The organism is Pseudomonas sp. Tun-23181 (genome assembly GCF_057415455.1).
Genome location: NZ_CM171630.1, coordinates 4,544,328 through 4,557,147 on the forward strand (window position 1 = coordinate 4,544,328; position 12,820 = coordinate 4,557,147).

The following is a 12,820-nucleotide window of genomic DNA, read 5'->3' on the forward strand; positions in this document are numbered from 1 at the left end:
CCTCCGTGCGCGACACGCCATGCTTAACTCCTTGCCAGGGGCTGCCATAGTTGGAGCAAGGGGGAAAGGAATGAAAAGCACGAGGCTGCTGGCGTTGGCTGGGTGCTTGCTAATGGCAGGTATCGCCCAGGCCGACGAGCGCGACCTGTGGATGTTCGCCCAGTGGGCGGGGGATCACCAGACCCGCCCCTTCCGCCAGATGCTGGTGGATGCCCGGCTGTATGGCGTGGTGCCGATCCATCAACTGCTGCGCTCGGCCTCGGACTGGCGCCTGTGCCGTGCCTCGCCTTTCGCCGTGCCACCGGCTACCCACTGGCCCCAGGTGCGTTCCACCCTGATGCTGCTCAAGACCCTCGGCGACCAGGGCATCCTGCGCCAGTTCGAAGTGGTCTCGGCCTACCGCGATCCCCGCCTGAACGCCTGCGCCGGTGGTGCGGTGGGCAGCGCCCATACCCGCGCCTTCGCCGTCGACCTGCTGCTGCCGGCCTGGGCCGACCCGAACCCGTTGTGCCGCTTCTGGCAGCAACACGGCCGAGCCTGGAACATGGGCCTGGGGCGCTACCCGTCCGGGCGTATCCACCTCGATACGGCGGGCTATCGGACCTGGGGTGGAGACGGCCGCTCGGGTTCGTCGTTCTGCGCCAAGCCCAGGTGAGCGAGACAGGCCTGGCACTCGGCCATCACCCATTCGACAAAGCACTGGCGCTTGCCACCATCATCCAGTGGGCGAGGGCTGAGCAGATGATAGGCCGAACCGTCGCGCAGGAAGCCGAACGGCGCCTGTAGCTGCCCGCTGTCGAGTTCGTCGCGGACCATCAGTGCCGAGGCGATGGCCAGGCCCAGCCCGGCGCTGGCGGCCTGGACCGACAGGTAGAAATGTTCATAGTCACTGTGCGCGTCAGGGCGGGCCTGACGAGCGCTCAGGCGCAGCCAGGTGTTCCACGCGTCGGGGCGGGTGGTGCTGTGCAACAGGCGTTGCCCGTCGAGGCCATCGCCCATGCCTGGGCGGCCGACTGGGCCGATCCACTCGTCGCAGATCTTCAGGCTGTACAACTGGCGGTCCCAATGGAAGTCATCGCGCCGTAGCGCCAGGTCGACGCCGGTGCGGGTGAAGTCCAGCGGGCCACCGGCAGCCACCAGGTGCAGTTGCAAGCTTGGATGGGCGGCATGGAAACGGGGCAGCCGTGGGATCAGCCAGCGCATGGCGATGGTGGGTTCGCACGACAGTACCAGCACATTGTCGCGCGCCTGGGCCTGCAGGCGCTGCACCGTGCCGTCCAGTTGCTCGAAGATCGCCTGGGTGGTGCCGTGCAGCGCGCGGCCGGCGGGGGTGAGGAAGATCGCCCGATTGCGCCGTTCGAACAGTTCCACGCCGAGGCTTTCCTCCAGCAGCCGTACCTGGCGGCTGACTGCGCCATGGGTGACGTGCAGGCGCTCGGCGGCCCGTACGAAACTCTCGGTTTCGGCAGCGATGTCGAAGTAGTGCAAGGCGGTCAATGGGGGCCGTTTCATGGGGTTGCCGTCGAATGCGCAATATTTTTGTGTGAGAAAAACTAGCGGATCAAGCGCACTATAAATCGATTTTTCCTTGTGGATAAGCCTTCGATAATCAGTGCCTCTGTGCCTTTTCATCGTCTATCGAGGAGCTTTTGCGTGAACGAACTGATTGCCGTGGCCCTGTTCACCGTGCTGGCTGTCATCAGCCCGGAGGCTGACTTCGCCATGGTCACCCGCAGCAGTTATGCACAGGGCCGCAAGGCCGGCCTGGCGGCCGCAGTGGGCATCGCTCTGGGGGTGCAGGTGCATGTGTGCTACACGGTGCTCGGCATCGCCGTGATCGTCAGCCAGAGCCCGGCTCTGTTCATGGTCATGAAGGTGGTGGGGGCGGGGTACCTCATCTACCTGGGCTACCAGTCGCTGACCAACACCACGCGCATCAGCCTCGAGGGCGTCGAGCAAGCCCGCACGAGCGCTCGGGCGGCGTTATGCACGGGGTTCCTGACCAATGCCCTGAACCCCAAGACCCTGTTGTTCGTGGTCAGTGCCTTTACCCAGGTGGTCCAGCCGGGCAGCCCATTGGCACTGGACTTCGCCTACGGCGCATTCATGTCCTTCGCTCACTGGCTGTGGTTCAGCCTGGTGGCGGTGTTCTTTTCCAGTGTGGCGCTGCGCAGGGCGATGATCGAACGGCAGCGGGTGGTCGACCGGGTGATCGGCGTGGCCTTGATCGGGTTGGGGGTGACGGTGGTGGTTGCGGGTGTGCGTTGAGAGATTGTCCATCACGTTGGGCTGCGAAGCGGCCCTACTAAATGGAAGCCTTAATCGACCGGCATTACGCGAATGGTTTTCGCAGGGCAAAAGAAAAAGGGCTTACCTTGCGGTAAACCCTTTTCGAAGATGGTGGCTACACAGGGACTTGAACCCCGGACACCGGCATTATGAATGCCGTGCTCTAACCGACTGAGCTATGTAGCCAAGTGGCGCGCATTATTCGCTTGAATCCCGATCCTGTCAACACCCCTTTCAAAAAAAATTTACGCGCTTTCAAACGCTTAGCCAGAAAGCCCGATCTTCAGCGGACGATCAGCCAATGACCGAGCACGTCGTGCAGTTGCAGGCGCTGGTCGTTGGCCAGGCGCTCGAGGCTTTCGGCGGGGCGGTCGAGGTTGAAGTCGCCGCTGACGCGTCGATAGGCGGTCTGCTCGTCCATCAGCCAGACCCGTCGGCCCAGGTAGCCGGTCAGGCGCTCCAGGACTTCGCCCAGGGGCGTGTCCTTGGCCAGCAGATGGCCGCTGCGCCAGGCGTCGGCTGCCTTGGCGTCGATCTTCTGCACCGGGTCGATGCGTGTATCGGTGAAGGTGACCCGCTCGCCGGCCGAGACCATGCGCTGCTCGCCGCCCTGGATGACCATGGCCTTGCCCTTGAGCACCACCAGTTCGTCATGGCCGGCATGACGGGCGATCATCAGGCGCGTGCCGAACACCTGGATGCGTGCTGCGTCGACCTGCACCTCCATGGCGCGCCCGTCGAGCATCACTTCCAGGTAGACCTGGCCCTGCACCAGCTGCAACAGGCGCGTGCGGCCACGCAAGTCGACGTTCATGGCACTGGCGCTGTCCAGGTGCAGGGTGGAGCCGTCGGCCAGGCGCAGGCTGCGGCGCTCGCCGCTGGCGGTGTGCAGCTCGCTGCCCAGGCGCTGCGCCAGTGGCCAGTAGAGGTAGGCCAGGCCCGCCAGCACCAGCAGGAACAGCACCGCCAGCCACGTGCCGGCCCGACTGCGACGCGCCTTGACTTGTCGGGGGCGTGGCCGTGCCGGAGGTGGCTGCAGCCGTTGCCAGTAGGCTTCCAGCTCGGCATAGGCCCGTGCGTTGTCGGGCTCCTGGCACCAGGCGCTGAACGCCTGGTGCAGCCGTTCGTCGCCACCGGGCTGGCGCAGGCGGGAAAACCATTCCAGCGCCTCCCGTTGGGGATCGGCCTGGATCTGCAAGGCGGGCATCGGGCTCATGGGATCTGCTCGCGGAAAGGGCGGTTTCGCCCAATGTTTACAGGGGTATAGAATTGAAGATGCTAGATATATTGAGAACCATTTACAAGTGCGTGTTTGATGAGCGCCATAAAAAGCTAGCTATGTATCTACTTGTTTCCGGATAATCGGATCCCAACTCGCGCACGCACGGATACCCAGCCCATGGCCATGAGCAGTGCCCAGACCACCAGCGCCGCCCCGCAGACGGCAGCGCAAGCCAACCCACTGGTGATGCGCATCATCGCCTTCTGCGCGCTGGCGCACCTGATCAACGACCTGATCCAGGCAGTGTTGCCAGCCATCTACCCGATGCTCAAGGCCAACTACGACCTGAGTTTCGCCCAGATCGGCATGATCACCCTGACCTTCCAGATCACCGCGTCGTTGCTGCAGCCCTGGGTCGGTTTCTTCACCGATCGCCGGCCGACGCCGAACCTGCTGCCGTTGGGCACCCTGTGTACCCTGGTGGGGATCGTCATGCTGGCCTTCGTCGGTAGTTTCCCGATGATCCTGTTGGCCTCGGCGCTGGTGGGCATCGGCTCCTCGACCTTCCACCCGGAGACCTCGCGTATCGCCCGCCTGGCCTCGGGTGGGCGCTTCGGCCTGGCGCAGTCGACCTTCCAGGTCGGTGGCAACGCAGGTTCGGCCCTTGGCCCATTGCTGGCGGCCGCCATCGTCATCCCCTTCGGCCAGACTCACGTGGCCTGGTTCGGTCTGGCCGGGCTGTTCTTCTTCGCCGTGACCTTGCTGCTGCGCCGCTGGTACCAGGGCCACCTCAACCAGTTCAAGGCACGCAAGGCCGCCCCGGCGAGCCACGGCATCTCCCGCCAGCGAGTGATCCTGGCGCTGGTGGTCCTGGGGCTGCTGGTGTTTTCCAAGTACTTCTACATGGCCAGCTTCACCAGCTATTTCACCTTCTATCTGATCGAGAAGTTCGGCGTGTCGGTGGCCAGTTCCCAGTTGCACCTGTTCCTGTTCCTCGGCGCGGTGGCGGCCGGCACCTTCTTCGGTGGGCCGATCGGCGACCGCATCGGGCGCAAGGCGGTGATCTGGTTCTCGATCCTGGGCGTGGCACCGTTCACCCTGGCGCTGCCCTATGCCGACCTGTTCTGGACCACCGTGCTCAGCGTGGTGATTGGCTTCATTCTGGCCTCGGCGTTCTCTGCCATCGTGGTCTATGCCCAGGAGCTGGTACCGGGGAGCGTCGGTATGATCGCCGGGATCTTCTTCGGCCTGATGTTCGGCTTCGGCGGCATTGGCGCGGCGTTGCTGGGGTACCTGGCCGACCTGCGTGGCATCGAGTATGTCTATGGGTTGTGCTCGTTCCTGCCGCTGTTCGGGTTGCTGGCGGTGTTCCTGCCTTCTACCGGCAAGCGTTGAGCGTGGTTGGGGCTGCTTTGCAGCCCATCGCCGGCAAGCCGGCTCCCGGGCTTGCCAGACCGCGCGAAGCGGCCCCGGCAATTGACGAGCCGACTGCCCTTGGCCTAGAGTGCCGCCTCCTTTCAATCCATGTAGTCGATGCAATGCGCCGTACCCCGAGCCTTCGCCCCGTCCGCCAGCCTGTCGTCCAGGTGGTACGTCGTGCATGGCCGAGCGACACGGTGCTCAAGCGTCGGCGTAGCGTGCTGTTCGCTTTCACCTTTTCGCCACACCTTGCCTGAATTGATCCGCGTCCCTGCATGACCCGCCGCCATGGCGTGGCTGCGGGCGCCTGCGTTCGAACATCTTTTCAGTGATTTCCCGCCGACCGGTGCCCAGGGGGCCAGTGCGTCGGCGTGCAAGGAGTGGTACATGAACATGCGTTTGCTGGCGGGCCTGTTGTTCGCCGTGTCGGTGGTGGGCTTCAGCCTGGGGGCGAGCCTGCCGCTGGTGTCGTTGCGCCTGCACGAGGCCGGTGCGGGGACCCTGGAGATCGGCATTCTCTCGGCCATTCCCGCCGCGGGAATGATGCTCTCGGCGTTCATGGTCGACACCTGCTGCCGCCACCTGACCCGGCGCACCATCTACCTGCTGTGCTTCAGCCTGTGCACCCTGAGCATCGCACTGCTGGAGTGGGCGTTCTCCTCGATCTGGCTGCTGGCGCTGCTGCGCCTGGGCCTGGGGATCGGCATGGGCATCGCGATCATCCTCGGCGAGTCCTGGGTCAACGAGCTGTGCCCGGAGCACAACCGCGGCAAGATCATGGCCCTGTACGCCACCAGCTTCACTGGCTTCCAGGTGCTCGGCCCGGCGATGCTGGCGGTGCTCGGTGCCAACAGCCCCTGGGTGACCGGTGTGGTCACCGCCTGCTACGGCCTGGCGCTGCTGTGCATCCTGCTGACCGTGCCCGACGATCATGTAGAGCATGGCGACGAGGGCGAGAAGAGTTTCACCCTGGCAGGATTCTTCCGCGTGGCGCCGGCGTTGTGCGTGGCGGTGCTGTTCTTCTCGTTCTTCGATGCGGTGGTGTTGTCGCTGCTGCCGGTGTACGCCACCAGTCATGGTTTCGCGGTGGGTGTGGCGGCGCTGATGGTCACCGTGGTGTTCGCTGGCGACATGCTCTTCCAACTGCCCCTGGGTTGGCTGGCCGACCGGGTGGAGCGTACCGGGCTGCACCTGGTGTGCGGGCTGGTGGCCATGGCGATCGGCATCGGCCTGCCGTGGCTGCTGCAGATGACCTGGCTGCTGTGGCCGCTGCTGGTGTTGCTGGGGGCGGTGGCCGGGGGCATCTACACCCTGGCGCTGGTGTTGATCGGCCAGCGCTTCAAGGGCCAGGACCTGGTCACCGCCAATGCCAGCGTGGGCTTGCTGTGGGGTGTCGGCAGCCTGGTCGGGCCGTTGCTCAGTGGCGCGGCCATGGACGTGGCGCCCCACGGGCTGCCCATGGCCCTGGCGCTGATGGCGGGGTTGTTCGTGTGCTTTGCCCGGCAGTCGTATCGGCGGGCGGGGAGGCTGCGGGCGGTGGCGGAGTGAGGTGCCTTCCAATACCGCCACTGGGGCCGCTTCGCGCCCCCAGTTTTGCCCTGACTCATCATTAGAAGACCTTGCAAGCACTGGCCCTGGATGGGCCAGGCTCAGAAGCTCCCGCGCAAGGTCACCGACACATTGCGTGGATCGCCCCAGTAGTAACCGGTCGGGGTCGGTGCCACCTGGCGGTAGTACTTCTTGTCGAAGATGTTGTTGGCGTTGAGCTGCAGCGAGTAGTGCTCGTTGAAGCGGTAGTTGACCATGGCATTGTACACCGCATAGCCCGACTGGCTGGCCACGGCGTCGGGGTTGACGCCGCGCGAGCTGGCCGTGGCGCGTGAATAGATGTCGCTCTGCGCCTGCACGCCGCCACCGATGGTCCAGGCGTCGAGCTCACCCGGCAGGCGATAGCTGGTGAACAGCTTGAGCATGCGCTTGGGGTCGGTGGTGCGGATCGCGTTGCCCTGGTTGTTGGGGGCGTTCAGGTACTCGGTGGTGTTGTAGGTGTAGCCACCGGTGACGTTCCAGCCCGGCAGCACTTCGCCGGAGATCTCCAGCTCGAAGCCCTGGCTGCGGTTCTTGCCCGCCGCGATCTTGCAGTAGCCGGTGTTGCCGCCACATGGCATGCCGGAGGCGATGTCATCGATGGCGTTGCCGACCTGGTAGATACGGAAGAACGCCAGCGACGCATTCAGGCGCCCATCATAGAACTCGCCCTTGATCCCCGTCTCGTAGGCCTCGCCTTCGACTGGCTTGAGTACCGAGCCGCTGACGTCGGTCACGGTCTGCGGGTTGAAGATCTCGGTATAGCTGGCGTAGGTGCTGAAGTTTTCGTTCAGGTCGTAGATCAGCGCGGCGTAGGGCACGAGCTTGTTGTCGACGCTGAACGTGCCGTTGCCGCTGGTGTTGTTCTCCTGCTCGTAGTCGTACCAGTTGTTCCGTGCACCAATGATCGCGGTGAGCGGATCGGCCAGGGAGATGCGCCAGGTGGCGTAGGCACCTTCCTGGGTGGTACGGGTGCGCACCGGGTGGGCGGTGATGTCGATGTCCGGCTCCGGCAGGCTGGTCTTCGGGTCCCAGTCGCGGATGTCGAAGAGGCCCGAGGGCGTGAAATGGGTGGCCGAGGCATAGGAGTCGTTGCGGATGCGTTCGACCCCGAGCATCAGTTCGTGGGTTCGCCCGAACAGCTCGAACGGGCCGTTGAGGGTGGCGCTGAGGTTGTTCTGCAGGCTTTCGCCGCCATCGCCCTCGGTGACCTGGTAGTTCATCAGGTACGGGTTGTTGGTCGGGTTGTCGGCACCGCTGGCGCGGGTGAAGTAGGTCTGCTTGAAGCCGTGGTCATCGAGCTCGAAGTGGGTGCGCTGGGCCATCAGCTTGAGCTTCCAGTCGTTGTCGAAGCGGTGCTCCAGCTCGGCGAAGGTCTGCAGGTTGCTGCGGTCCCAGCGGTTCCAGTCGGCGCCTAGGTAGGTGCTGCGGCCCAGGGGCAGGGGCGAGCCGTCATAGTCGGCCGGCAGGTTGCCCCAGGCGCCGGTGGCGTCCAGCTTGGTCCATTCGAGGCCGGTGGTGAGGGTGGTGCTGTCGTTCAGGTCGAAGGCCAGCACGCCGTAGAACACTTCCTTGCGCTCCATGCGTGAGTCCTGGAAGTGATCCTTGTCGTCATGCACAGCGATCACCCGGCCACGCACGTTGCCCGTCTCGGTCAGCGGGCCGGAGAGGTCGGCGACGTAGCGCTGGGCATCCCAGGAGCCGAGGGTCACGCTGCCTTCGCCCTGGAACTCGTAGGTTGGCCGCTTGCGTACCAGGTTCACCGTGCCCGACGGGTTGCCGGCGCCGCGCAACATGCCGGTGGCCCCCCGCAGGATTTCGGCGCGGTCGATGATCGCCGAATCGCTTTGGATGAACGAGCCGCCACCGCTGCTCTGCACCACGGTGGCGCCGTCGTACTGGATGGCATCGATCGCATAGCCACGTGAGTAGTACTGCACCCGCTCGCTGTCGGTGAGGTTGACCACCACGCCTGGGGTCTGTTCGAGCAGGTTGGTCAGGTTGGTGATGTTCTGGTCGTCGATCCGCTGGCGGGTCACCACGGTCACCGACTGCGGCGTGCGGCGCAGGCTCTGGGGGGCCTTGCCGATGGTCACCGCACCGGTGGTGTAGGAGCCGCTGTGCTCGGTGGTCTCGCCCAGACGGTTGCTGGAAATGCTGGTGGCGCCCAGCTCCAGGGCGCTGCCGACATCCATTGCGGGGATCAGCAGGAAGCTCTTGTCATTTTGCTGCTGCACTTGCACGTCGCTGCCCTGGAGCAGGATCGACAAGGCCTGGGCACTGTCGTAATGCCCCCGGACGCCGCCGGTGGTCTTGCCTTGCAGGCTGTTCGCATCGAACGACAGGTTCAGGCCGCCCTGGCGGGCCATCTGGTCCAGCGCGACGGCCAGTGGGCCTGCCGGGATGTTCCAGTCGATCTGCTGGCCTTGGCTGACCGGGGCCGCCAGGGCCTGGGCCGGCAGGCAGCAGGCGCCGGCCAGGCCGAAGCCGAGCACGGCGGCGCGCACGGCATGGCGCAGCCGGTCGTTGTGGGGGGAACAGGGGTGACTCATGAAGCGCTCCTGAAGGTTGTGAAGACCACTTTTCGGGCTTTGTTCCTTCAGGCCGAACGAGAATGAGATTCCACCTCATTTATTTTCAAAATTTTTTCAGGCCGCCTCGATGCTCACCCAATAGCGTGTGCGGTAGTCGACGCGCACCGGCAGGCTACGGGCGAGCAGCAACAGGATCTGCTCGGTATCGGCCAACTGGTAGGTGCCGGACACCCTGAGGTCGGCCACTCCAGGGGCACAACGCAGCAGCCCGGGCCGGTAGCGCGAGAGCTCCGCGACGAACTCGCCCAGCGGCATCCGTTGCACGCTGAGCACTCCCTCGGTCCAGCCCCAGGGGTCGCCATGCAGGGCGGCGGCCTGGTACGTACCCGACGGCGACACTTGCAGGACCTCGCCGCTGCGCACCAGGCGCGGCGAAGCAGAGGAGGGGAACAGCGTGACTTCGCCGCGGCGCACCGCCAGCAGCAGGCCCTGGTCGTTCTCCCGGAGCAGCAACTGGCCGCCCTGGGTTCCCAGGGGGCCGACGCGGGTGTCGATGCGGAACGGCCGGTTGTCGTTGGCGTTGCTGTCCAGGCTGACCTCGCCCCTGACCAGTGTCAGCAGGCGCTGATCGGCGCTGTAGCGCAGGTCGACGGCACTGGCCGTGTTGAGCTGGATGCGGCTGCCATCGCTGCCTTGCAGGCTGCGTCGCTCGCCGGTACCGGTGCTGGAGTCGGCCAGCAGCGCTGGTAGACCCAGCGGCTCGCGCGCGGTCCAGCCGAGGCTGCCGCCTACGGCCAGCACGGCCAGTAGCTTGAGGTGGTCACGGCGGCCGATGCGTTGGCGACGGCTGCCTTCGAGGGTGCGTCGGCTCAGCTCGCTGGGCAAGCCCGCCAGCTCGTCGCTGAGGTGGCTGACCCGCTGCCAGGCCACGGCGTTCTGCGGATGGCTGGCCAGCCATTGCTGGAACTGCTGCTCTGTCTTCGCACTGGGCGTGTCGAAGCGCAGTCGCACCAGCCAGTCGATGGCCTGGTCGACCTGGGACTGGGCTGGGTGGCGATCAGGCGTCGGCATAGCGCAACCGGTAGCAGACACCCAGGGCCTTGGCCAGGTCGCGTTCAACGGTGGCCCGCGACACGCCCAGGCGCTGGGCGACCTGCACCAGGCTCAGGCCGTCGAGCTGGGCGAGCAGGAACGCCTGGCGTGCCCGTGGCTTGAGCTGGTGCAGGGCTTGGTCGAGGCGTTCGAGGGTGTCGAGGATGACCAGCCGGTGTTCCTCGCTGGGCGCTTCGCCCTCGGGCAGGCTGGCCAGGCTTTCCTGGTAGGCGCGCTCCAGGGCGCGGCGGCGGAACTGGTCGATCATCAGGCCCCGGGCGATGCTACTCAGGTAGGCGCGGGGTTCCTTCAGGGGTGAAGGCTGGCGTGCACGCAGCAAGCGCACGAAGGTGTCCTGGGCCAGGTCGGCGGCATTCTCCCGGCAGCCGACCCGTGCTCGCAGCCAGCCGCGCAACCAGGCGTGGTGGGTTTGATAGAGCAGATCGACCTCGGACGGCTTGAGCGTGTCGTTCATCTGCATCGTGTCGAAAACCCTGGTTCCGGATGGAGGTGCGTTTGCTAATAGTTCTCAATTCTATGCGGGCCATTGGTCGCAGAGCAATGGCGTGCCGGGAATTTGCCGCGCAAGATCCGGCGTTTGCCCGATGAGCGGTTGGGCTAAGCTGGTTGTTCCCCAACACCCACAGGTACCACGCCATGATCCTGGCCGATCTGTCGCCCGAGGCCTACCGCGAGGCTACGGACTTTCTTGCCTCCCTGGACCCTGACTGGGCGCGGCACATCGCCGCGATCGGTCCTTGCCAGCATGCGGCGATGCCAGGGCGCGAGCCATACGAGGCCTTGGTGCGGGCCATCGCTTACCAGCAACTGCATGCGCGGGCGGCCGAGGCGATCCTCGGGCGGCTGCTGGCGCTGTTTCCCGACGTGGCGTTCCCCAGCCCTGGGCAACTGCTGGCGACCGCGCCCGAGACGCTGCGGGCCTGCGGCTTTTCTGCCAGCAAGCTTGCGACCCTCCAAGGCATCGCCCAGGCGAGCCTGGAGGGCATCGTGCCGAGCCGCGAGGAGGCGTTGTCCCTGCATGACGATGCGTTGATCGAGCGCCTGGTGCCCCTGCGTGGCGTCGGGCGTTGGACGGTCGAGATGCTGTTGATCTATTGCCTGGAGCGCTCCGACATCCTACCGGTGGACGACTTTGGCGTGCGTGAGGGGTATCGTCGGATGAAAGGCCTGGACAAGGCGCCGACACCGGCGCAGTTGCGCTCGCTGGGTGGTGGCTGGAGCCCGTACCGGACAGTGGCGGCCTGGTACCTGTGGCGGGCCTAGTGCGGGCCAGGGGAGTGGCGGATTTCAGGCTGGGGAGTTGGGGCCGCTTCGCGCCCCATCGCCGGCAAGCCGGCTCCCACAGGGTTCGGCGGTGTTCACGCATCATGTGCCATGCAGAGGACGCTATGGAGTCGGTTCCCACATGGTCTTTGAGGATCGACTCCATCCGGTGGGAGCCGGCTTGCCGGCGATGGGCTGCACGGCAGCCCCATTGCTTTCCAGATGCAGACACCGAAGATTCACCGGCAAGAATCGGAGTGATGGCCCAAGCCAGGCCTGCCAGGCTAGTGCCATCAACCGCAAGGAGACCTCCCCATGAAGCCTGCCCCCACCTATGCCTCCGACCACGAACGCTGGCTCGCCGTGCAGGCCCGTGATACCGAGGCCGTTGGCCACTTCGTCTACGCCGTGCGCACCACCGGCGTGTACTGCCGCCCCGGCTGTAGCTCGCGCCTGGCCAAGCGCGAAAACGTCGAGTTCTTCGCCGATGCCGCCAGCGCCGAGGCTGCCGGCTACCGTGCCTGCAAGCGTTGCATGAACGCCATGGCCGACCCGAATGGACGCCGTACCGAACTGGTGACCCGCGCCTGCCGCCTGATCGAGGCCAGCGAGACGCCCCCAAGCCTCGAGCAGCTCGGCACCGCGCTCGCCGTCAGCCCCTTTCACCTGCACCGCCTGTTCAAGGCCGAGACCGGCCTGACGCCCAAGGCCTATGCCTCGGCCTTCCGCGCCCGGCGCCTGCGCCAGCGGCTCGACGCTGAAGGCAGCACGGTCACCGAGGCCATCTACGACGCTGGCTACAACTCCAACAGCCGCTTCTACGAAAACGCCGACCAGCGTCTGGGCATGCGCCCACGGCAATACCGCGCCGGTGGCGAAGGCGCGACCATCCGCTTCGCCATCGGCCAGTGCTCGCTGGGCGCGATCCTCGTGGCGCAGAGCGAGCGAGGCATCTGTGCCATCCTGCTGGGCGATGACCCTGAACAGTTGTTGCAAGACCTGCAGGACCAGTTCGCCAAGGCACGGCTGATTGGCGCGGACACCGGTTTCGAGCGCCTGGTCGCCGAAGTGGTGGGCTTCGTCGAGGCGCCCGCCCTGGGCCTGGACCTGCCGCTGGATGTGCAGGGCACGGCATTCCAGGAGCGGGTCTGGCAGGCCCTGCGCGAAGTGCCGGCCGGCAGCCGGGTCAGCTACACCGAGATCGCCGAACGCATCGGTGCGCCCAAGGCAGTGCGCGCCGTGGCCCAGGCTTGCGCGGCCAACCACATCGCCGTGGCCATCCCCTGCCACCGGGTGGTGCGCCGTGATGGCGACATCAGCGGCTATCGCTGGGGCGTGGAGCGCAAACGGCAGTTGCTGGAGCGAGAAACGGCACTCACCTGATCATCACGAG

The 12,820-nt window shown here is 65.8% G+C and carries 11 protein-coding genes and 1 tRNA gene; 6 read left to right on the forward strand and 6 right to left on the reverse strand.

Annotated features, from left to right (window positions below; genetic code table 11):
* The first annotated feature begins 70 nt into the window (after positions 1-70).
* The gene (locus ACDI39_RS21490; protein ID WP_253081610.1) at positions 71-655 is read left to right on the forward strand and encodes a D-Ala-D-Ala carboxypeptidase family metallohydrolase; all 585 of its coding nucleotides are present in this window, start codon (positions 71-73) and stop codon (positions 653-655) included.
* Here ACDI39_RS21490 and ACDI39_RS21495 read toward each other — a convergent pair.
* Complete coding sequence (locus ACDI39_RS21495) at positions 595-1,512, reverse strand: LysR substrate-binding domain-containing protein (protein WP_225790564.1); 918 nt, start codon at positions 1,510-1,512, stop codon at positions 595-597. The genes ACDI39_RS21490 and ACDI39_RS21495 overlap by 61 nt on opposite strands.
* Before the next feature lie 141 nt (positions 1,513-1,653).
* On the opposite strand from ACDI39_RS21495, the gene ACDI39_RS21500 reads away from it, so the two are divergent.
* Positions 1,654-2,268, forward strand: coding sequence for a LysE family translocator (locus ACDI39_RS21500; RefSeq protein ID WP_486537024.1), 615 nt, complete (start codon positions 1,654-1,656; stop codon positions 2,266-2,268).
* Between the two features lie 130 nt (positions 2,269-2,398).
* Here the strand turns inward: ACDI39_RS21500 and ACDI39_RS21505 are convergent.
* Positions 2,399-2,475, reverse strand: a tRNA-Met gene (locus ACDI39_RS21505).
* A 97-nt stretch (positions 2,476-2,572) separates the two neighbouring features.
* Positions 2,573-3,505 (reverse strand): FecR family protein, encoded by a 933-nt coding sequence (locus ACDI39_RS21510; RefSeq protein WP_253168373.1) that lies wholly within the window; start codon positions 3,503-3,505, stop codon positions 2,573-2,575.
* Between the two features lie 183 nt (positions 3,506-3,688).
* Between ACDI39_RS21510 and ACDI39_RS21515 the strand changes: the two genes are divergently transcribed.
* Positions 3,689-4,906: an MFS transporter gene (locus ACDI39_RS21515; protein WP_253103477.1), complete on the forward strand. Its 1,218-nt coding sequence runs from the start codon at positions 3,689-3,691 to the stop codon at positions 4,904-4,906.
* 411 nt (positions 4,907-5,317) lie between these two features.
* Positions 5,318-6,478: an MFS transporter gene (locus tag ACDI39_RS21520; RefSeq protein WP_253081608.1), complete on the forward strand. Its 1,161-nt coding sequence runs from the start codon at positions 5,318-5,320 to the stop codon at positions 6,476-6,478.
* 101 nt (positions 6,479-6,579) lie between these two features.
* On the opposite strand, the gene ACDI39_RS21525 is transcribed toward ACDI39_RS21520, so the two are convergent.
* The 3 genes from ACDI39_RS21525 to ACDI39_RS21535 form a co-directional block, all read right to left on the reverse strand.
* The gene (locus ACDI39_RS21525) at positions 6,580-9,069 is read right to left on the reverse strand and encodes a TonB-dependent siderophore receptor (protein WP_486537026.1); all 2,490 of its coding nucleotides are present in this window, start codon (positions 9,067-9,069) and stop codon (positions 6,580-6,582) included.
* Between the two features lie 96 nt (positions 9,070-9,165).
* On the reverse strand, positions 9,166-10,122 hold the full coding sequence (locus tag ACDI39_RS21530) for a FecR domain-containing protein (RefSeq protein ID WP_253103481.1): 957 nt from the start codon (positions 10,120-10,122) through the stop codon (positions 9,166-9,168).
* Positions 10,109-10,624, reverse strand: coding sequence for a sigma-70 family RNA polymerase sigma factor (locus ACDI39_RS21535; protein WP_225790557.1), 516 nt, complete (start codon positions 10,622-10,624; stop codon positions 10,109-10,111). Before ACDI39_RS21535 ends, ACDI39_RS21530 begins: the two co-directional genes overlap by 14 nt.
* Before the next feature lie 176 nt (positions 10,625-10,800).
* Between ACDI39_RS21535 and ACDI39_RS21540 the strand changes: the two genes are divergently transcribed.
* Both ACDI39_RS21540 and ada read left to right on the forward strand, forming a co-directional pair.
* On the forward strand, positions 10,801-11,427 hold the full coding sequence (locus tag ACDI39_RS21540; protein ID WP_253081605.1) for a DNA-3-methyladenine glycosylase family protein: 627 nt from the start codon (positions 10,801-10,803) through the stop codon (positions 11,425-11,427).
* Positions 11,428-11,742: 315 nt separating this feature from the next.
* On the forward strand, positions 11,743-12,810 hold the full coding sequence (gene ada / locus ACDI39_RS21545; RefSeq protein WP_486537028.1) for a bifunctional DNA-binding transcriptional regulator/O6-methylguanine-DNA methyltransferase Ada: 1,068 nt from the start codon (positions 11,743-11,745) through the stop codon (positions 12,808-12,810).
* The last annotated feature ends 10 nt before the right edge of the window (positions 12,811-12,820 follow it).

Excerpts from the sequence above, each read along its gene's own strand:
- ACDI39_RS21490 (WP_253081610.1), top strand. The coding sequence starts at position 71 with ATGAAAAGCACGAGGCTGCTGGCGTTGGCTGGGTGCTTGCTAATGGCA.
- ACDI39_RS21495 (WP_225790564.1), bottom strand. The coding sequence starts at position 1,512 with ATGAAACGGCCCCCATTGACCGCCTTGCACTACTTCGACATCGCTGCC.
- ACDI39_RS21510 (WP_253168373.1), bottom strand. The coding sequence starts at position 3,505 with ATGAGCCCGATGCCCGCCTTGCAGATCCAGGCCGATCCCCAACGGGAG.
- ACDI39_RS21515 (WP_253103477.1), top strand. The coding sequence starts at position 3,689 with ATGGCCATGAGCAGTGCCCAGACCACCAGCGCCGCCCCGCAGACGGCA.
- ACDI39_RS21520 (WP_253081608.1), top strand. The coding sequence starts at position 5,318 with ATGAACATGCGTTTGCTGGCGGGCCTGTTGTTCGCCGTGTCGGTGGTG.
- ACDI39_RS21525 (WP_486537026.1), bottom strand. The coding sequence starts at position 9,069 with ATGAGTCACCCCTGTTCCCCCCACAACGACCGGCTGCGCCATGCCGTG.
- ACDI39_RS21530 (WP_253103481.1), bottom strand. The coding sequence starts at position 10,122 with ATGCCGACGCCTGATCGCCACCCAGCCCAGTCCCAGGTCGACCAGGCC.
- ACDI39_RS21535 (WP_225790557.1), bottom strand. The coding sequence starts at position 10,624 with ATGCAGATGAACGACACGCTCAAGCCGTCCGAGGTCGATCTGCTCTAT.
- ACDI39_RS21540 (WP_253081605.1), top strand. The coding sequence starts at position 10,801 with ATGATCCTGGCCGATCTGTCGCCCGAGGCCTACCGCGAGGCTACGGAC.
- ada (WP_486537028.1), top strand. The coding sequence starts at position 11,743 with ATGAAGCCTGCCCCCACCTATGCCTCCGACCACGAACGCTGGCTCGCC.